The sequence below is a fragment of the Acinetobacter sp. YH12156 genome, assembly GCF_013418235.1.
GTDB lineage: Bacteria > Pseudomonadota > Gammaproteobacteria > Pseudomonadales > Moraxellaceae > Acinetobacter > Acinetobacter pseudolwoffii.
Window position 1 is genome coordinate 134,267 of record NZ_VPCL01000010.1, and the last position, 20,224, is coordinate 154,490.

At 43.2% G+C, this 20,224-nt stretch carries 19 protein-coding genes; 8 read left to right on the forward strand and 11 right to left on the reverse strand.

Annotation, left to right across the window (positions count from 1 at the left end):
* Positions 1 to 11: 11 nt before the first annotated feature.
* On the reverse strand, positions 12 to 1,361 hold the full coding sequence (locus tag FTU87_RS09690; RefSeq protein ID WP_159138891.1) for a GGDEF domain-containing protein: 1,350 nt from the start codon (positions 1,359 to 1,361) through the stop codon (positions 12 to 14).
* Positions 1,362 to 1,872: 511 nt separating this feature from the next.
* On the opposite strand from FTU87_RS09690, the gene FTU87_RS09695 reads away from it, so the two are divergent.
* Both FTU87_RS09695 and FTU87_RS09700 read left to right on the forward strand, forming a co-directional pair.
* Entirely contained in the window at positions 1,873 to 2,820 is a 948-nt protein-coding gene (locus tag FTU87_RS09695; RefSeq protein WP_180097175.1) for a pirin family protein, read from the forward strand.
* 163 nt (positions 2,821 to 2,983) lie between these two features.
* On the forward strand, positions 2,984 to 3,634 hold the full coding sequence (locus FTU87_RS09700) for a glutathione S-transferase family protein (protein ID WP_180076447.1): 651 nt from the start codon (positions 2,984 to 2,986) through the stop codon (positions 3,632 to 3,634).
* 48 nt (positions 3,635 to 3,682) lie between these two features.
* Here FTU87_RS09700 and phoR read toward each other — a convergent pair whose 3' ends face one another.
* The 3 genes from phoR to FTU87_RS09715 all read right to left on the reverse strand — a co-directional run bounded on the left by phoR (position 3,683) and on the right by FTU87_RS09715 (position 6,704).
* Positions 3,683 to 5,041 (reverse strand): phosphate regulon sensor histidine kinase PhoR, encoded by a 1,359-nt coding sequence (phoR, locus tag FTU87_RS09705; RefSeq protein ID WP_074383705.1) that lies wholly within the window; start codon positions 5,039 to 5,041, stop codon positions 3,683 to 3,685.
* Between the two features lie 25 nt (positions 5,042 to 5,066).
* Positions 5,067 to 5,777, reverse strand: a complete 711-nt coding sequence (phoB, locus tag FTU87_RS09710) for a phosphate regulon transcriptional regulator PhoB (RefSeq protein ID WP_005094589.1) — start codon at positions 5,775 to 5,777, stop codon at positions 5,067 to 5,069.
* 249 nt (positions 5,778 to 6,026) lie between these two features.
* Entirely contained in the window at positions 6,027 to 6,704 is a 678-nt protein-coding gene (locus FTU87_RS09715) for a TetR/AcrR family transcriptional regulator (protein ID WP_074383704.1), read from the reverse strand.
* Positions 6,705 to 6,927: 223 nt separating this feature from the next.
* Here FTU87_RS09715 and FTU87_RS09720 point away from each other — a divergent pair, with 223 nt between their 5' ends.
* Positions 6,928 to 7,776, forward strand: coding sequence for an SDR family oxidoreductase (locus FTU87_RS09720; protein ID WP_074383703.1), 849 nt, complete (start codon positions 6,928 to 6,930; stop codon positions 7,774 to 7,776).
* Between the two features lie 97 nt (positions 7,777 to 7,873).
* Here FTU87_RS09720 and FTU87_RS09725 read toward each other — a convergent pair whose 3' ends face one another.
* On the reverse strand, positions 7,874 to 9,238 hold the full coding sequence (locus tag FTU87_RS09725) for an MATE family efflux transporter (RefSeq protein WP_100355405.1): 1,365 nt from the start codon (positions 9,236 to 9,238) through the stop codon (positions 7,874 to 7,876).
* Between the two features lie 128 nt (positions 9,239 to 9,366).
* Positions 9,367 to 10,521 (reverse strand): methionine aminotransferase, encoded by a 1,155-nt coding sequence (locus tag FTU87_RS09730; RefSeq protein WP_180097177.1) that lies wholly within the window; start codon positions 10,519 to 10,521, stop codon positions 9,367 to 9,369.
* Between the two features lie 245 nt (positions 10,522 to 10,766).
* On the opposite strand from FTU87_RS09730, the gene FTU87_RS09735 reads away from it, so the two are divergent.
* Genes FTU87_RS09735 through FTU87_RS09745 form a run of 3 tightly spaced genes read left to right on the forward strand, consistent with a single transcriptional unit; the run spans position 10,767 to position 15,427 of the window.
* Complete coding sequence (locus tag FTU87_RS09735; protein ID WP_180097179.1) at positions 10,767 to 13,610, forward strand: type VI secretion system Vgr family protein; 2,844 nt, start codon at positions 10,767 to 10,769, stop codon at positions 13,608 to 13,610.
* Positions 13,611 to 13,612: 2 nt separating this feature from the next.
* Positions 13,613 to 14,947: a LysM peptidoglycan-binding domain-containing protein gene (locus tag FTU87_RS09740; protein WP_180001341.1), complete on the forward strand. Its 1,335-nt coding sequence runs from the start codon at positions 13,613 to 13,615 to the stop codon at positions 14,945 to 14,947.
* Between the two features lie 18 nt (positions 14,948 to 14,965).
* Entirely contained in the window at positions 14,966 to 15,427 is a 462-nt protein-coding gene (locus FTU87_RS09745; protein ID WP_100329702.1) for a hypothetical protein, read from the forward strand.
* Between the two features lie 87 nt (positions 15,428 to 15,514).
* Here FTU87_RS09745 and FTU87_RS09750 read toward each other — a convergent pair whose 3' ends face one another.
* Complete coding sequence (locus FTU87_RS09750) at positions 15,515 to 16,435, reverse strand: Dyp-type peroxidase (protein WP_180001340.1); 921 nt, start codon at positions 16,433 to 16,435, stop codon at positions 15,515 to 15,517.
* Between the two features lie 161 nt (positions 16,436 to 16,596).
* Between FTU87_RS09750 and FTU87_RS09755 the strand changes: the two genes are divergently transcribed.
* Positions 16,597 to 17,217 (forward strand): LysE family transporter, encoded by a 621-nt coding sequence (locus FTU87_RS09755; protein WP_180000265.1) that lies wholly within the window; start codon positions 16,597 to 16,599, stop codon positions 17,215 to 17,217.
* Between the two features lie 91 nt (positions 17,218 to 17,308).
* Positions 17,309 to 17,563 carry a hypothetical protein gene (locus FTU87_RS09760; RefSeq protein ID WP_180000267.1) on the forward strand — a complete coding sequence of 85 codons (255 nt, stop codon included), beginning with the start codon at positions 17,309 to 17,311 and terminating at the stop codon, positions 17,561 to 17,563.
* Here the strand turns inward: FTU87_RS09760 and FTU87_RS09765 are convergent.
* From FTU87_RS09765 to FTU87_RS09780, 4 genes are read right to left on the reverse strand one after another with little or no spacing between them, the layout of a single operon-like run.
* Complete coding sequence (locus FTU87_RS09765) at positions 17,546 to 18,028, reverse strand: DUF523 domain-containing protein (RefSeq protein WP_180001339.1); 483 nt, start codon at positions 18,026 to 18,028, stop codon at positions 17,546 to 17,548. The two genes, FTU87_RS09760 and FTU87_RS09765, sit on opposite strands and share 18 nt — an antisense overlap.
* A gap of 3 nt (positions 18,029 to 18,031) precedes the next feature.
* Positions 18,032 to 18,832: a zinc ABC transporter permease subunit ZnuB gene (znuB, locus tag FTU87_RS09770; RefSeq protein ID WP_100329705.1), complete on the reverse strand. Its 801-nt coding sequence runs from the start codon at positions 18,830 to 18,832 to the stop codon at positions 18,032 to 18,034.
* 3 nt (positions 18,833 to 18,835) lie between these two features.
* Entirely contained in the window at positions 18,836 to 19,618 is a 783-nt protein-coding gene (gene znuC, locus FTU87_RS09775; RefSeq protein ID WP_100535453.1) for a zinc ABC transporter ATP-binding protein ZnuC, read from the reverse strand.
* The gene (locus tag FTU87_RS09780) at positions 19,600 to 20,097 is read right to left on the reverse strand and encodes a transcriptional repressor (protein ID WP_005173814.1); all 498 of its coding nucleotides are present in this window, start codon (positions 20,095 to 20,097) and stop codon (positions 19,600 to 19,602) included. The genes znuC and FTU87_RS09780 overlap by 19 nt, the downstream gene beginning before the upstream one ends.
* Between the last annotated feature and the right edge of the window lie 127 nt (positions 20,098 to 20,224).

Sequence of the window (20,224 nt, forward strand, 5' to 3'; positions counted from 1 at the left end):
GATTTCATTATTTAAAGGGCGGACCAGAACTGCTTGGTTTGATTGGCCTTTGAATGACCTTGCTGGGTCACGGGCTTAAAGGCATTCCAAGGATTGGCTGGAGCAGGTTTGGGCTTTTCCAGCATTTTGGAATGATAAACTTCAATCCGATTTCGGCCTGATTTTTTCGCCTGATATAAAGCGATATCGGCTTGCTTGATCAGCTCCTCCAGCTTTTGCGTAGGCGACTCCAGTTCTGCTATACCAATCGAAATGGTAAAACGAATGGGCTGGTTCGGTTTGGCATAAACAAATTGTTTCTGAATTGCACAACGAATTCGCTCTGCAATCACCAGACTGTCTGGCAGCTGGGTATCTTCCAAGAGAGCAATAAACTCTTCACCACCAAAACGTGCAAGTACATCGCTATGGCGCATTTCTTTACGGGTGACTTCAGCAATCAGTTGTAGTACGCGATCGCCGATGTCATGCCCATAGTTGTCATTGATATTTTTAAAATGATCGACATCAAACATCAGCAGGCAGGTGCTGGCATGTTTGGGCCATTGATGAATAGAACGTTCAGCCATATCGACAAAATGGCGGCGGTTGTATAACTGGGTCAAATCATCCGTATGTGCCAGATTTTTTAAGGTTTGATAGTTCCATTCGTCCAGCAAAGAGCGCAGGAAGGAACGCCGTACATTCAGAATGTTATTCCAGTTAATATAAATGCTAAAAAACCAGAGTGGACTAAACACGACAGTAAAAATAAAGGCTTGAGATGCACTCATTAACTGGGTCACTCCAATCATGATAAACAGGGCAATCAAGATGGAACAATAGACCGCAACTTTAAATTGGGTCTGTATACACAGATTGGCGATGAGAATAAAGATCGCAGAGGCGTAAATATAGGTAGCAACATGGGGGCTGCTTGAAAGCACCAGCAGGCCAATCCATGCAGCTGCAGCCACAGTGGTGGCGATCGGCAGGATTCTATCTAGAATCTGAATGTTTTTATATGTGTTAAACAAGTAATAACAGCAAAGCATAGCGCCTAGAACCAAGATGACGCGTATCAGACCAGAAATAAAAAACATGTCTGGAATAATCAGAATATCGGCAAAGAAATACAGCAAAAAGGCAATTTGTGCCAGATAGTTAATTTGACGTAAATTAGTATGACTATGCGTATAGACATAATCATGAAAATATTGCTGAAATGGAGCAGGAATACGAGCATGAGGATCTGTCAGCGCCTGTTCGATCAGCTGACGGTTTTGCAGATCACATTCAGATAATTTCAGTGATTTATCGGTCGTTGAGTTTTGAAAAGATATATTCGCCGTTGAATATATATTCTCATGCTGAGCAGACATGTCCTGGTCCAGTATTATTTTTATAGGTGCCTATTATGCCGTGATTGGATGAAAAATAACCTCCCTAAAATTGGGTATCTGACTTAAATTTGACTTTAAAACGTAACAAAAATTATATTTTTTAGCTGCAAAAGTGATTGAAATCCATAAAAATAATTTTTAATTGCTTTAATTTTTAAATTAAAATCATTCGTTTCACGTGAAACATTGGGTAATTGGGCCAGCAATGTCGAAATGGCTTCTAGTGCAGGCTTGAGAGCACCCTAATCAGCATTGAGCCACTTCCACTCAGGCTGTTACACTGCGAAATTCAGGTTTGATCGCTTGAACAGGAGTTAGATCGATCAAGCGATGTTAAGGGTTTTATACGTATCTAAATATTTCCAAAGATAGATTTTGCAAATAGACCCTGTACATTGTCCTGAATAGGGAGACATCTTGCAGCAGTCCAAGGGAAGAATGTTTCACATAATTTAAGATTTAGAATGAAAATGCCGAGGTGAGCTCAGCCATGTCGAATAATAGTGATATTGAACTGTCCAATTCGGATGATTGTGAAAAATATGTCAATCAGTTTATTCAGGAATTCCCTTTACGCCGTGCCGAAATCGGACAGGGTACCGTAATCAAACGTGCCTTGCCCAGCCGGCATAAACGCATGATTGGTGCCTGGTGTTTTCTGGATCATGCCGGTCCGGCCAGCTTTCCACAAGGAGATGGCCTAGATGTTGGGCCACATCCCCATATTGGTCTGCAGACTTTTACCTGGATGCTGCAAGGCACCATGATGCACAATGACAGTTTAGGTACTCAGCAGCTGATTCGTCCCAAACAGGTCAATCTGATGACCTCGGGCTATGGCATTTCACATACGGAAGTTTCTCCAGAAAGCGAAACGCATATGCATGCGGCGCAGTTATGGATTGCCTTACCGGATGACAAGATCAATATGGCACCGGCTTTTGAGCATTATCCTGAATTGCCGGCAGTGCATGATCAGGGCATCGAATTTACCGTCTTAGTCGGTGAATATTTAAAAACCGTTTCACCGGTAAAAGTGCATAGTGAACTGCTCGGGGTAGACCTGTATGCAGCAGAAAGTACCAGTGCGCGCTTAGCCCTGAATCCAAAATTTGAATATGGTTTTATGGTACTTGAGGGCACGGCCAGCATTAATGGACATGAACTGACGGAAGATAACATGCTGATCCTTGAACCGGGATTAGAGCAGGTTAATGCTGATATTCATGCCGGGAGCCGTGTGCTACTCATTGGTGGTGAACCATTTGAAAGCCCGATTTTACTGTGGTGGAATTTGGTCGGACGTACCACCGAGGAACTTAAAATTGCGCGGCAAGAATGGATTGAAGGCCATGAACGCTTCGGTTCGATTCCGGCCTATGATGGACCACGTTTAGAAGCTCCCGCATTTCCAGACCGGATGCGTGCTTCCAGATAAATGATCAGAATTGCAGGGGTGGATGGAACCCTGTCGGATTTGAACTGAAAATGGCAAATCTGCAACCTATGGAACAGATCATTACAGTCATCAAAAATTGCGCTACATTCCGCTGCTTTTTGCTATGCTCAGCAAGCAAGAACAATAAAATCATGAGTCTAATATGCGTGTTTTACATCATCTCGAACAATCACGATCGTTTCGTATTCTCTGGGCAATGGAAGAGTTAGGACTGGATTATGAAGTGCAATATTATCAGCGCCAGCCTAATCTTTCCGCGCCACCGGCCTTAAAACAGATTCATCCCTTGGGTAAGGCACCAATTCTGACCGATCAGGAGCAGGTACTGGCGGAATCTGCGGCGATCCTGGAGTATTTACAGGAAAGCTATGATGAACAGCAGCAGTTTCGCCCAGAAGATCCTGCCGATAAGGCCCAGTACCGTTACTGGATGCATTATGCAGAAGGTTCATTAATGCCGCTGCTGGTGATGCAACTGGTGATGACTACTGTACCGAAACATACCCCGTTGCTGATTCGGCCTGTAGCCAAGAAAATCTGTGATGGAGTGAAGAAACAGTTTGTACAGAGCCGCTTAAAAGATCATATCCAGTTTCTGGAAAGCTATTTGAGCGAGCATGATTATTTTGCCGGACATTTCAGTTTTGCCGATATTCAAATGAGTTTTCCTTTGGAAGCGATGCAGAGTCGGACAGGCCAAAGTTATCCGGCCATTCAGGCCTATCTGAAACGGGTCTCGCAACGTGCAGCCTATGCGCGTGCACTGAGTAGGGAAAAACAGATCAGCTCTTAAATGCTTAAAAGAAAAGGTGCCGATGGCACCTTTTTTGATTTTGTGAGATTAGTCCGGGAAGCTGAGACGTTCTTTGGGGAAAATTACCTTAAAAGTGGAACCCTGGTTTTCCTTGGAGTCAATTTCGAGATGTGCCTGATGTTGCATCAGGACATGCTTAACAATTGCCAATCCTAAACCGGTGCCACCGGTGCGCCGGCTACGGTCTGAATCGATCCGGTAAAAACGTTCGGTCAGACGTGGCAAGTGTTTGGGATCAATTCCGATGCCGTTATCTTCCACTACAAAATAGGCAGATTCACCATCATCATGCCACCCCATGGTAATGATTCCACCTTTAGGCGTATATTTAATCGCATTGGTGATCAGGTTGCTAAAGGCGCTGGCCAGTTCCATATCTGAACCGATCAGATCGCAATGACTGTCAATGTCCAGATTCAGGGTATGACCATAATCGATATTATAGGCCTGTGCATCATCAAATAGCTGATTCATCAGACTTGGCATTTCGATGATCTGGTTTTTGGCAATATTTTTGTCATTTTCCAGACGTGACAGCAGTAGCAGGTCATTCACCAGCGCGTTCATGCGTCGGGTCTGCGACTGCATCTGATCAAAGGCGCGTTTCCAGCGCGGATTGATATCTTCCTGATCGGTAAAGGTTTCAATATAGCCACTGAGTACGGTCAAAGGCGTGCGCAGCTCATGCGAAATATTATCGACAAAATCTTTACGCATCTGTTCCAGATTGTGCATCCGGGTCACATCATAGGCGACCAGTACCCGGCTTTCTCCACCAAAGCGGGTCATTTTGACCTGGACATAATGATCTTCGAACAGCGAAGATCTCATTTTCAGGCCATCCGGTGACTCATCAATATGATGATAATATTCAATAAAACTCGGCTGGCGCAGCAAAGTTAAAATATTACGGCGACGGTCATCACTGGAGATCCCGAGTAGACGTTCGGCGGCTGGATTCCACCATTCAATCTGCTGGTTTTCATCAATTAAAACCACTGCTTCTTGCAAGGCCACCAGTGAAGACTGTGCTCGATCGATCAGTTCCACCATTTCTGCCTGAACAATCCGTTCCTGCCGCTGAGCGCGATAAACATTAAATAACAGTGCGCCCCAAATCCCGCCGATATTCGGCGGAACATCATAAGGGCGATTAGAAATCCATTCATTGACCAGATATAAAGAGCGCATCTGGGTGCTAAAGAACGCCACAAAGGCAATGACGATACAAATCCAGAAATACCCAATCCCAAAACCGATAAGGCTGGCGATGATCAGGAAAAAAGCCAGTAAGCGTAAATCCTGTTTGGCAAAATCCCATAAACTGCTGTAACGGATTCTTTTGTGCTCACGTGCCAGTTCGGGGACAGGGTAGGGTTCATACATAAAACAAGATTTACCTTAAAAGACGTTAACCTAAAGCCACATCTGCACGGGTTGAAAAACGGTAACCGGTTCCACGTACGGTTTGTACATAGCGGTTTGCGCCATAAGGTTCCAGCACTTTGCGCAAACGGCGTATATGGACGTCAATAGTACGGTCTTCAATATAGACGTTGCCGCCCCAAACCTGATCCAGTAATTGCGCACGGGTATAGGCACGTTCCGGATGGGTCATAAAAAACGCCAATAGACGGTATTCAGTGGGCCCCATTTCCAGAATTTTATCGCCAAAATTAACCCGCTGACTGACCGGATCCAGAATCAGGCCATTGGCATCAATGGTTTTTTCACCGCTGAGTGCATTGGCACGGCGCAGGACAGCTTTAATGCGTGACACCAGTTCCCGGGTCGAGAACGGCTTGGTCATGTAATCATCGGCACCGGCATCCAGACCTTGTACTTTGTGGTCTTCTTCACCGCGTGCGGTCAGCATGATCACCGGAATTTCTGACAGGCTTTCATCACGTTTCAGACGACGACATAGATCTACACCGCTGATCCCGCCCGGCATCATCCAGTCCAGCAAAATCAGTGCCGGACGCTGATCCACAATCATCTGATGCGCCTGCTTGGCATCTTCGGCCTGTAAGCATTGAAAACCGGCCATATCCAGAGAGGTATGGATCATTTCCCGAATCGGGAGTTCGTCATCGACGATTAATATGTAGTCATCTTTCACAACGCAATACCCTATTTCATGTAAACGGTGAACCGTTTTATATTTATGACAGGCTTATTACAAAGACTAATTATGACAGTATCATTGCAGAAAGGGAAAAACTGCTGAAATTCGCAAAGATTTGTGACAATTTTAGTAAAGAAACTTGTTAAAAAATCATAAATTAATTTTACTTTTATCGGTGCTTCAGCAGAAATTAGCAACCTGTTTTAGAATGCAGGAAATCTAATTAAGCCTTTGATTTAACAGCTATTTTTTGTCTGAAAATGACTCCAATAATGCCAAAAATACCACACTGCACGATGATAAAACTTCCTCAAGTGACTGCTTGAATCCACTCATGACCCAGCGAATGGCAATTTGGGTGACATAGCCATTTAAACCGGTCGACACCAGTGAAATTTCCTGCTCACTACGATTTAACTGCGGCATCATTAACATGACAAAGGCATGAATCATGCGGTCGAAGCGCGACATGGTTTCATGAATGGTGGCCTGATTATGCAACTCCTGCACCAGCATGGCATCAATATAAATGATCCGTGCCATACGCGGATTGTCACGCAAGGTGCTAAGCAAGGCGGTTAGCCCCGCTTCAATCATTTTTTTCGGATCAGTGGATGCCTGCATCATGGCCTGCATGACATTCTGTTGCAGTTCATCAATCAGTTTTAAAAAGATGGTCTGAAACAGGTGCTCACTTTTTTTAAAAGATTCATAAAAATAACGTTCAGTCAGTTTGGCTTCATTGCAGATATCTTTCACGGTTACTGAAAAAAAGCCATGGCTGCCATAAGCTTCAATACCGGCTTCAATCAGCTTTTCACGACGTACCTGCTGTCGCTCAGCCATCGACAGGCCTTTAAACTGACGTTCCTTGCTTTTGGGTGGTCGTGATGGTGTTGCTGCATTGATTGAATCGGTCATAAAGCCTGGCTACTCATCTGCATGAAGATTTTGAATATCTTAGCAATAAATCACGCTTTGACCTATGTCGAAATTCAGCAGAGGAATTTGGCCGCTAAGGACATCGGATAATTATTGACAATATATATTGTCAAAATTATATTGAGGGTCTGTGCTAACTCCTGAAACAACAGAACAAGATCCTGCTGTCATGGAAGAGCAGTTATTTACATAAGGAAATTCAATGAAAAATTTTAAGAATAAAGTCGCTGCCATTACCGGTGCCGGTTCAGGGATCGGTCAGCAGCTGGCAGTTTTGCTGGCACAGCAAGGCTGTCATCTGGCACTAAGTGATATTAATGAACAAGGACTGGCACAAACGGTTGAATTGTTGCAGGGCAGTGATGTTCGGGTGACGATTCAAAAAGTCAACGTGGCCAAGCTACAAGAGGTACGCAGCTGGGCAGCACAGGTGGAGCAGGATCATGGCAGTGTCAATATGATCTTTAACAATGCCGGCGTGGCACTTGGCTGTACCGTAGAAGGTGCGAGCTATGAAGATCTGGAATGGATCGTCGACATTAATTTCTGGGGCGTGGTGTATGGCACCAAAGAATTTTTGCCTTTAATCAAGAAAACCGGCGATGGTCATGTGATTAATATTTCCAGTCTGTTTGGTTTAACCGCGCAGCCGACCCAGTCGGCATATAACGCGACCAAGTTTGCAGTGCGTGGTTTTACCGAATCCTTGCGTCAGGAACTGGATCTGCAAAATTGCGGTGTGAGTGCACTTTGTGTACATCCGGGGGGAATTCGTACCAATATTGCCAATGCTGCGAAAATGAATGACAGTATGCTGACCCTGGGCATGAATCCGGAAAAAGCCGCCCGTAATTTTAATAAACTGCTGCGTTGCCCGCCAGTAGAAGCCGCTCGTCAGATTCTGGAGGCGGTACAGAAAGACAAACGCCGTTTATTAATTGGTAACGATGCCAAAGCTGTTGATTTGATTCAACGGATCTTACCAAGCGGCTATCAGCATGTCACTGCACTGGCAAGCCAATTCGGCAAAAAGAAGAAAAAATCTGCTTAAATCATTGGATATTAAACCCGCAAAAGCGGGTTTTTAATCTTTTATTGTAGATCAGGAGTGAGTTGCTGTAAGGCTGTAGGCATGTAAAATAATTAAGCTAAACCAATATTTTAATGGTTTTTTTCTTCCAGACCAACTGATAATACAGTCCCTGCAAAATACACATGCTGACAAAGGCCAATGCATAGGCATACCAGATCCCTTCCAGCCCCCACCACCGGCTAAACAGATAAGCGGCAGGAACTTCAATACAGAGAATTGCAAAAATATTGATCAGCATCGGTGCAGTTACCGTACCACTTGAACGCATAATTGACGCAAAAATGGCGCTGGCACCAAAGAATAAAATAGACCAAAGCACAATGAATAAAAGTTGCTGACCCAGCACCACGACCTGAGGATCAGTAATAAACAGTGCCATTAAATATTTTGAGAACAGATAGGCCAAAACCACCAAACCGCCAGTAAACAGAATATTCATACTGAGTGCAGTCCGTGTGACTTTATTCAGCAAATCGGATTTTCCTGCACCAATCGCTTGTGCACCAAACACAGAAGCTGCAATCGCAATCGACAGAGCAGGAAACTGGATATAATTTAACACCTGGTTGACCGCACCATAGGCAGCCGTTGCTTCTGCGCCATAGCGGTTGACCAAGCCGACAATCACCAGACCGGCGACAGAAGTCGTGATCATCTGTATTCCAGTCGGAACGCCCAGACTTAAAATAATTTTGCTTAATTTAGGCTGATGGCGGATATGTTGTAATAATGCCCAGTCGAGCCTGAGCGGATGTTGTTTATAATTTAAATACAGGACTAGAAACAACAATACGGCCAGATTACCCAAAATGGTGGCAATTGCCGGCGAGATAATGCCCATTTGGGGAAAGCCAAAATATCCGGCAATTAATATCGGGGTGACTACCAAGCCCACGCCAATGGTGAGTGCGGAAGCAAACAGCGGTGTGGTGCTGTCGCCTACACCGCGCAAGATAGAGGTATAAATAATATAAATAAAAATTAGGGGACTACCTGCCAGCATCCATTGCACATAGGGCAAGGATAAATGCATCACCTCCGGATCTGTACCGAGCGCCAAGAGGATATTTTCGGCAAAAATCACACCAAACAGCGCGATCAAGCTTCCGCCAATCAAGGTCATAAATAAAGTTGAACCGACCACACAGCGCACTTTTTCGATATTTTTTGCGCCCCAAGCCTGTCCAATGAGTACAGTAGAACCGGCAGATAAGCCAATGACAAAAGCCATCAAACAAAACAGGATCGGGAAAAAAACGGCAACAGCAGCAATCGCATTCACTCCCAGCATTTGCCCGACAAAAACCGTATTGATCGTGCCGGAGAGACTTTGCAGGATATTGGTTGCAATTAATGGCAACAGAAATACCAGAAAAGCCTTCCATAAATTCTGTTGTTGGATCAGTGATTGCTGTGCCATGCCCTATCCTGTTATTGATTTTTCATCTATTTAATTATGTCGCTATTATTGAATAAAGCAGGAATAAAGGCCTTAGCTTTTAAGTAACTAAGGCATTTATTTTATAAGAATTTTAGTTAAAATTTGAATTAAACCTTTGAAAGAATTTGACCTGCCTGAATCAGGGTCTGTTCTTTTTTTGCAAAACAGAACCTGAGCAGACGTAAATCGGCAGGCGGTTGCTGGTAGAACACAGAGACTGGAATTGCCACGATCCCGTGTTGCTCTGCCAGAAAATGACATATCTCTACATCATTTAAATCAGGCCGGATAGCCGAATAATCGAGATTCTGGAAATAAGTTCCTTGAGAGGGCGTCCATTTAAAACGTGATGTTTCAATTGATGAATTAAATAGATCACGTTTGTTTTGATAGAACCGTGAAAGTTCGCGTATATGTTCAGGATGCTGTTGCATGTATTCCGCCAAAGCCACCTGAATCGGAGTCACGCCACAGAAGCTGGCAAACTGATAAATCTGTCTGAACATTTTCATGAGTGGCGGTGCCGCAATACAAAAACCGGTTTTCCAGCCGGTGACATGAAAGGTTTTACCAAAAGAACCGATCACGAAGCTACGCTCGCGCAGTTCAGGAAATGACCAGGCTGAATGGTGCTGAACGCCGTCAAAAACCAGATGTTCATAGACTTCATCGGATAACACCACAATATTGCGCTCACGGATCAGCTCAATCAGATGCTGCCAGTCTGCTCTGGACCAGACACTACCGCTGGGATTGTGAGGAGTGTTGACCACAATCATGCGGGTATGGTCATTGATGGCATCTTTCACCTGACTCCAGTCCACAGAAAACTCTGGATGCTGTAATGCAATATGTACGGGGGTTGCACCAGCCAGCTGTATTGCAGGTGCATAACTGTCATAGCTCGGATCGAAAATAATCACTTCATCACCCGCACGAACTGTGGCCTGAATCGCACAAAAAATCGCAATTGTGGCGCCGGAAGTAATCGTGATCTCTTCTAGCGGGTCAATGCTCAGCTGATCGCGCTGTCGATACAGATCGGCCACCAGCCCACGCAATATCGGCAAGCCATCTCCAGGCGCATACTGGTTAAATCCGTTATGACTGGCCCGGCTCAAAGCCTCAATCAATGCCGGTGGCGCAGGAAAGTCTGGAAATCCCTGTGAAAGGTTCAATGCGCCGAGTTTTTGTGCCAGGGCCGACATGGTGCTAAAAATCGTGATGCCTAGATCAGGCAGTTTAGAGGGGAATTCCAGCATGTCCTTGGCCTTGAAAATAAGATTGAATCCAGTGTAGCAGCAAGTTCTACTCTGGATAATCAGAAAATTCTGAAATATTTGGCATTATTTTTACTTCTATTTTTCAGAGATTTATTGAATAGGTGCAATTGAATTACTGAAAATCAAATGCCTAATTATGTGAAATGCACACTGAGCTGGACGAAATGGACAACTTTTCCTAGAATTTGCTCCACAATAATAATGCTTAAAACTATAACTATAAAATGCCAAAACATATTCATCTGCTACTGGAGCAACTTGGGCTGAACCGGCAGCATCGTGCGCTGCATCTGCAGTTTTCACATCTGCTCTTAAATCATCAGGTCCTGATTCAGCGGATTGATGGCCAGCATCAGATTAATCAGGGTCTGCAGGCAGAACTGATCTGCCTTTCTACGCAGGCCAATCTTGCTTTAAAGCAATTTATAGGCTGTCAGGTGGCAGTAGATCAGGTAACAGATCGTGGCGAACTTTTTCGAACCAGTGGCATTATTACCGCAGCCAGTCAGGGACACAGCGACGGTGCCTTGAGTCTGTATAAACTGACCATGCAGGATGCTACTGCACTCTGGCACAAACGCCGTAATAGTCGGGTGTTTATGAATAAGAGCGTGCGCAAAATCAGTGAAATATTATTTAGTGAATGGCAAAGCAGAAGTGCATTATTTGCAGCCAGTCTTAGTCTGGACTTGACCGGATTAAATCGGGATTACGATGTACGCCCTTTTGTGATGCAGTCCAATGAGTCGGATTATGATTTTTTAACACGTTTATGGCGTAGTGAAGGAATAAACTGGCTGGTTGATGAAAAGCACTCCATTGTTCCGGTGTCCGCTACTGAGATTCAGCCGCAGATCCTGCGTTTAATCGATCATTCTCAAGCCTTTTCAGCTTTAAAACGCCGTTCAATCCGCTTCCATCGCAGTCATGCCACCGAGCAGTTTGATACGCTGACCAGTCTGATTGCCGTACGTCAGCTTAATTCCAACAGTACCCATACCCAGCGCTGGCAAGCGCAGCACCTTGCGCAGGATCAAAGCCAGTCCTTATTAAATACTCATCAGCAAAGTAGCGTGCAGGATACGGCCAGTCTGAATCTTGAGGATGCCTGGAACATTAGTCCGGCCTGGACAGGTGATTTGAATGCCGAGGATCAGGTGACGGCATCTGGTACGGCACAACTGGAACGACTGAATCAGCAGCTCAATCATTATCATGCGCTGCAATCCAAATATTTTAAAGCCAGCAGCAGTGTACGTGATGCTCAGGTCGGGTATTGGTTTGAATTAAAACAGCATGCTGAAATTGATCAGCATCCCGTGCATGAGCGTGAATTTTTGATTTTGGGTAAACGCTTCTATAACCAGAATAATTTACCTAAAGATATTTTATTGCAGCTAGACAGCTTGCTCGGTCAAAGTGATTGGCAAATTTCGGAGGAAGAACGGCAGGCCAATGAGTTGTATATCGTCCGCCGTGACATTCCGGTCGTACCTGAATATCAGCCTTTTGTACATCGCCCCGCTGCATATCCGCAGCGAGCTCGAGTGGTCGGGCCTGAAGGTGAAACAATCCATGTCGATGCTTGGGGAAGAGTGAAAATTCGTTTTCTATTTACCCGAAGCGATGACCATCAACATGATGCCGGTGCAGGCAGCAATGACAATGATAGCGATTCGGCCTGGATTGATGTATTAACCCCTTGGGCTGGTGAAGGTTATGGAGTCAGATTGCATCCACGAGTTGGTGAAATGGTGGTGATTGATTTTTTTGAAGGCGATATCGATCGGCCCTTTGTTATGGGACGGATTCACGAAGCAGAACGACATCCAGTGATGTTTGATGCGAAGGGACAATTACCAGCCACCAGAAAACTCAGTGGGATCCGTTCCCAAGAAGTAGAGGGTGAGGGTTTCAACCAGCTGCGTTTTGATGATACGACGGATCAGATTAGTGCACAGTTACACAGTAGTCATGGTGCTAGCCAGTTGAATTTAGGAAATCTCAGTCATCCTAAAGAAACAGAATCGAGTGAAGGTCGTGGGGAAGGGTTTGAACTTAGGACAGATCAGTGGGGGGTGGTACGAGCAGGGCAAGGCTTACTGATTTCGACCTATTCGCAAGATACAGCAGCAGGTAATCACCTGGATGCTAAGCCTACCAAGAACCAGATGGAATCAAATCTGAATAACACCAAAGTTCTGAGTGACATGGCAGAAGCTCAGCAAACTGATCCGCTTGAGCTTTTTAATAGCTTAAAACAATTTCTGAATCAACTAGAAACTGAAGATGTGAGCAAAGCCACTGCATTTAAACAGGCTGTTATGGTATTAACGGCACCACATTCGATTGCGCTGAGTACAAATGAAAATATGCATTTATCTGCAGACCAGCAGATAAATTACAGTGCAGGGGAAAGTATCCATCTATCGACTCAACAGTCTCTGATTGCACATGCGCAGCACAAGATCAGCCTATTTGCTGCTCAGAACGGAGCACGCTTATATGCAGGCAAAGGTAAAATTGAAATACAGGCCCAAGATGATGCCATCGAAGCAATTGCACGGAAGGTGATTAAGCTGATTTCAACTGAAGACAAGATTGAGATCACCAGTCCGAAAGAGATCCTGCTAACCGCGGGAGGGTCTCAAATAAAGATTAATAGCAGTGGAGTATGTATCACAACTGGTGGAAAGTTTGAATGTAAAGCGGGGCAGCATTTGTTTGAAGGTGGAGCGACCGCTAAAGCTGAAATACCCAATTTACCTATAATTCAAGATATTAAGACTTTCACAAATAAATGGGATTTTTATAATCTTTTCTATGAGGCTGATTTTAAGGATGTTAAATATAAATTAATCAATAATAGAAATAATACCTATGTATTAGGCACACTTGATCAACATGGTCGAACTCAACGTATGAGTAATTATAATAACGAAGGTTACGACATTCTCATTGGTACAGAAGATAAATGGACTGTGCTTGTCGATGATGAAAATTTAGAAGAAATAGATCATATTTGTAGTTCTTGTGGGCAAGATCAAGATGAGGAAAATGAGGAATAATTATGAACTGTCTTGCAAATATTAAATTTTTAGATGCTCTTGACCAACCCATCAATGGTTTAGTTCATCAACTCTGGGTAGGTTCAACGCTAATTTCTGATTATGTTACACCTGCAAGCGGCGAATCTGTATGGATTAGGCGGCCAGTTGGCACTACTATTGATGTAAAAATAAAAAGTATTACATCGGGCCAATATAAATCTAAGGTTAAAATAGAACTTATTGGTGAAAAGGTAGTCTTTATTGTTCGTAGCCCTAAAGTACTTCTGAAAGGTTTAAACCTCTCAGCCAGGGATGTAGCAACAGGTACATATTTAAGATCAACATATATAGTCGCTGAAGGTGATTATTTATCCCGGATTGCAGCTGATAACCATACAACTACAGCGGAGTTGAGTAGGATAAATAATCTAAAAAGTGATACAGATATCCATCCAGGACAAGTACTTAAGATTCCTCTTAAAAAAACTGAAGTAACTGTTTTAGCATCTGAAAGTAAATCTAAGCTAGAAGTACCAGCATCAAGGAAGCAAGAAAAAACGAAGGTTATAGTTGTTCAGAAGAGTGATACTTTATCATTGATTGCTAAGCTTACAAGAAACTCTCCAGATGAAATTAGAAAGCTTAATAATTTAAGTAGTGATAAAATCAGTCCAAATCAAAAACTAAAAGTTTATGATCGTAAAGTTACTTCTATTTCAACTAAACCTCAAGCAGAGAAGAAAGGAGAAGATAGTTCTTTAACTCCCCCCATAGTTAAACAAAATGCCTCTGAAAATAAAGAAAAAACGCCTGTAGCTAAGGTTGAATCGCCGCTACCTGTCAATAAAAATGGTTTATTGCCACAAGCATGTGGAAGAGAAAAATATTATAAGAGAACATTAGCTCGAATAGCTGAGCTTCATTCGGTTTATCAACCTTATATTATTAAATTAATTAATACAGGGTATCAAAAACTAGGTATATGCTGGGTGATTACAGATGGTTATAGAAGTCCCTCTGCGCAAGATGCGTTATCAAGCGCTAATACAAAGGCTAAAGGATTGAGCAGTTATCATCAATATGGTCTTGCAATAGATCTATACTCTGTCCGAGATGGCGAAATCGTTCTTTTTAATAAAGAATTAAGTATAGAAGACAGAACAAAACAAACAGAGAGTGATCACAAAAAATTAGGGCCTATAGGGGAGGAATTGGGGTTGGTTTGGGGAGGGAGGTGGAAGACTATAATAGACAATCCCCATTATGAATTACATCCTAATGGAAAAACTTGGCGTGATTTAAAACCAAAGTTATTAGAAATTGGTGTAAGTAATTATAAAAAATTGGAATTTTAATAATCAGGATATCTGTGTATGAAGCCCATTTTTTTATTAGTGTGTATTTTTTTTCTGTCTAGTAGTTGTACTGCTAAAAATTATTTATATTATAAGCATACAGGCTATGAAATTAATAATAAATTTAAAAAACTACAAGGATTTAATATTGATTATGAAGTAGAGAATGGAGGGCCTATCTTTAATAATGAGATAAGTATTTATAAAGTTAGCAAGGCTAAATGTATAATTGTATCTAAAATAGATGGTGATTCAGGGGTGTATGGTACGGAAACTATTTTATATTTTTCTAATGCTAAAATATTAGAAGGTTACAGAATAAATTATAGTTATAATTTCTTAGATGGAGAGGGTTCTAAAAAAATAAATAGATTGAACTATGAAAAAAATAGAAAAAATGAAAATTTAGATCAACTAAATAAAGAGTTAAATGGATATTTAAAGTATATTAATAAAAAAACTTTAAAAGAGTGTAGTTAAACTATTATGAAATAGCCTGATTTTTTTCTTTAATTAAATAAAACACTTTAGTTCATAAAAAAAGCCGACTTCCGTCGGCTTCTTAAATCACCCTTCCAAAACTTCTTCCAACAACTCTTCACTCGGTGCAAAGTAATATGCTCCATCTAGTGGAGTGACGAAGTGTAGCAAGCGATCATGGATCCCATCGCCAGACGTACCAAACATACGCTCTAACATTGCATCAATAATAGTTAAATCTTTGGTATAGGCAATGAAGAATAGACCTTGGTCACCACGGCCATCACCATAAGGCAAAGAATGACGGAGAATCTCCATTTCTTCGCCTTCTTCATCTTCCACTACAGTACGTGCAACGTGAGCATTTGCCGGTTTAACCTCATCCTCCAGTTCAATCGATTCCAGTTTGGTACGACCCATCACTTGCTCTTGAGTATCGACTTTCAGCTTTTTCCACTTTTCCAGATCATGCGCATAACGCTGGGCAAAAATAAATGAACTATCCTGGAAAATGCCCGTATCTTCACCGAGTAATGCCACCTCAGCACGATCATCTGGGAATTGCGGATTTTCAGTGCCATCAATAAAGCCTGTCACATCACGGCCATCAAAATAGCGAAAGCAGACACGTTCATCCAGAACTTCAACCTGATCCTGAATCCCTTCAAAAAAAGCCTGACTCAGCGCAAAACAGATATCCGCCCGTGCACTGGCAATATGAATCAGAATATCTGCCGGAACAACCGGCATTGCAAATGAACCCTGAATCGGTTCAAGCTGTTTGAAACCCGCAGGGCTTTGTGAATAAAGTCTTGACCAAAGCTCAGGACCAAAAGCGACCGCTGTTTTAATTTGTGCTTGAGGATGTTGCGTAATCAGACGATCACGAGAAGTAAAAAGATGTTCTAATTTTTCTTTGAGTGCTTCAATATTTAAGTCTTTAAGACGCAATACAATAAAGCGAGCATGATCTGAGGGGAGGGGCAAGATTACCGATTGGGCTGTCATTCATGGCTCCTGTAATGATAAATCCTGTTTTTTAATGCACATATTGTGCCTGAAGCTCTGCAGAGTGAACAGTGCAGCGCCTTATATTTAAGCAATTTTTTAGCCTGAACCTATTGGATAAGTCCTATAATATTGTGCAAGTTTTCCAGAGTTGAATGTTCATGTCCTACCAAATGTGGTTTGCCTATATGCTGGCCTGTTGGGTGATTAGTGTTTCACCCGGTGCAGGAGCAATTGCCTCGATGTCGAGTGGGCTGAATTATGGTTTTCGACATGGCTACTGGAATGCACTGGGTCTGCAACTGGCATTACTGGTGCAGATTGCAGTGGTGGCAGCCGGAGTGGGGGTGCTGTTTGCGACCACGCCATGGGCATTTTTGGTGGTAAAATGGTTTGGTGTGGGCTATTTATTATATTTGGCTATTTTACAGTGGAAAGCGCCACTACAATCCATCGAAATTAAACATGAATTGGCACGTAAATCTGCGGGAAAACTGATTTTATATGGTTTTTTGGTGAATATGAGTAATCCCAAAGCCATTGTGTTTTTACTGGCTGTATTGCCACAATTTCTGGATTTATCCAAACCACAATGGATTCAGTATGTGATTATGGCGCTGACCATGATCACGATTGATCTGATTGTGATGGCGGGCTACACGGGGCTTGCTGCAAAAGTTTTACGATTGCTCAAGTCACCAAAACAACAGAAAATTATGAACCGTAGTTTTGCAGTGCTGTTTGCTTGTGCTGCGAGCTTATTAAGCTTGGTACATCAATAACAGTATGGAATACATTTTTAAGTCTATTAATTGATTTTTAAGCATATTTCATCTGGTTTGATCGTATGAAAACAACAATAGGCGAAGCAGCATGTCAACGCCATTATGGATTTTGATCTATGTCTTACACTGCATTTTAACCAAGTGGATTATTTCGTGGGGCGGGGCAGCATATATTAGAGGCTGGAAAACATGGTTTGTGTTTAACACATCTCAATCTGAAGAATGGACGAAAGATCAGGTAATTATGATGGCGTGGTTCTTTTGGATTGCATTCACGATTTTATTTTTGATTGGGCTGTTTAATCCTGAATTTCGCTTTTATAAATTAAAGAATAGTCTGTGATAATTGCGCCAAGAATTCATGTTCAGTCATCACAACAATGCTATGCTGTTTAAAGAGTGCAGCGGTAACACCATCACCCTGAATTTTATGTCCTGAAAATGATCCGTTATAAATCAAATCACTACCACAAGAGGGACTGTGGGCTTTAAGAATTGCATGTGTGGCGTGAAAGTCTTGCGCAACTTTTAAAGCGAGATATGCACCTTGTATAAAAGCTTGAGAAACATCATTGCCTAGAATATCTATAACTAAAGATTTTTGCGCAAGTACATCTAAGCCTGAACCATTTTGAATTTCGGCAGGTGGACGTGGAATCGGTAGTCCACCTGAGATTTCAGGACACAGACTGATATATTGATTTGGAACTAAAGATTCGAGCACTTCTTTGACAAGGCAATCCTTGCCATCGTAACGAACTTTTTGACCGAGCAAACAGGCACTCACAAAGTAGCGTTTAGTCCCCATGTCCTAGCTCAGCTTTTTAAATTTTTGAAAGATAAACATCATTGCAAATAACACTGCCATGGTCAGCACAATGGTCAGCCCAGTTGAAGTATTAAGGCCTGCGCTCGACCAGAGGCCTACTGTCACACCAATCTGTGCAATCACGAATGCCCAGATCACCATTTGGCGTGGAGAGTTTGCCAGAAGGCGAGCAGTCAGAGCAGGAATAACTAACAATGCACCCATCAATAGGGAACCGACCGCGCGTAAAGCCAGTACAGTAAATAGCGCAAGCAATAACATAAAGATCAGGCGTTGCCATTTGGCATTTACCCCTTCACTGACCGCCATATCCGGATCAATCGCGATCTGAATCTGGGCTTGCCAGCTTTTATATAAAACACCTAAGGCCAGAATGATCACAATGGCGAACGTGGGCAAGTCCGTCCAGGAAATGGTCAGTAGATCACCGAATAAATAGCTGAGCAGTTCAGGTCTTAAACTTGGTAAATGTTGAATAAACAATAAACCCGAGCAAAGTAAGGTCGCTGAACACAGTGCAAGCAGGGCATCATTGGGGAGGCGGGGATCATGTAGCACCCACAGAATGGCAACCAGCAATAATGCCAAGAAGGTCACGCCCATCCACAGCGGTAGACTTAAGGCGCCTGCAATCGCAACACCCAGTAAAGTACCATGTGCCATAGTATCAGCAAAAAATGACATACGACGCCACAGCATCAAGCAGCCTAGCGGTGCCGTCAGAAACACCAGTAGCGTGCCCATAATCCATGCAGGTAAAAGGAGTTGTAACCAATCCATCATGGTTTAAGCTTCCGGCTCGGGGTGAATATGAGGGCGCGTATCATGCTGACACGGCATAGCAGAATCGCCATGCGCACAATGATCATGATGATGCTGATAAAACACCCGGTTGGTGCCAAAGATTGCCTGATATTCTGGATGCTGCTGTACGCTTTCCGGCAGACCGCTACAACAAATATGCTTATTTAGACACACCACCCGAGTCGTACCTTGCATCACCCATTGCAGGTCATGTGACACCATTAATACGGCACAGCCATATTTTTCCGGCAAGTTACGCACATATTCATACAGTTCAGCTTCGGATTGAATGTCCAGACCTTGCATCGGTTCATCCAGTACCAGAATATCGGGCTGGCGTAATAAGGCCCGTGCCAAGAGCACCCGCTGACGCTCACCGCCTGAGAGTTGCTGAACTTTGGAATCTTGCAGTTTACTAATGCCAGTATCGCGAATAATTTCAGTTTTGATTTTGGATGGACATTTTTCCAGCGCCAGTAAATCTTTGACCCGCAGCGGCAAGCTATGCGATGGATTGAATTTTTGCGGCACATAAGAGAATTTCAGTTTACGTGCAGTTTTGATCTCACCAGATTGCGGTTTCAAGATGCCGAGCATGACTTTAATTAAAGTCGACTTGCCTGCACCATTCGGGCCAATCAGCGTGACAATCTCTTTTTCTTGCAATGAAAAATCAATGGCTTTTAAAATATCACGCTCATCAATCTTGACCCAGATCTGGGAGAGCTGGATCAGGGGAGAGGCACTTAAGCTTTGTTGCGACACTGCTGACAGATTCCTGAAATTTCAATAATGCTGTGATGTGCGCTAAAGTCATCCGAGCTTGCAAGTGCATCAAGTTGGTCAAGCAGACCTTGCGCTGATGCTTCTGTCACCGCTTTACATTCGGTACAGATTAAAAAAGCCGCCTGATGCCCTTCACGTGGATGGCAACAAGGAATATAGGCATTGATCGAGGTCAGGCGGTGAATCAGCCCTTTACCCAATAAAAAATCCAGAGTTCGGTATACCGTAGGTGGCGCCGCAGGACGATCACTGGCATTTTTCATTTGTGCCAGTAAATCATAAGCCCCCATCGGGCCAGTCGCATTTAAAATGAGTTCCAGCACTTCTTTACGCAAAGGGGTAAGGCGTGCGCCTGTTGCTGCACAAAGACTTTCCGCTTCAGCAAGACGTTGTGCGACATTGGGATGGTCGTGCACGCCGTGCAATGCGTTGTGGTGTTCGTGCGAACAAGAACCCATAGTTCACCTCAAGTGCGAAACTGAAAATTAATAGATTTCAAATCTTAACATGAAGCGTTCAGAGTTTCGATTGGGCATAGGTATTTTTGTATTTTTGTTATATTATAACACTCACTAATTTTCTCGT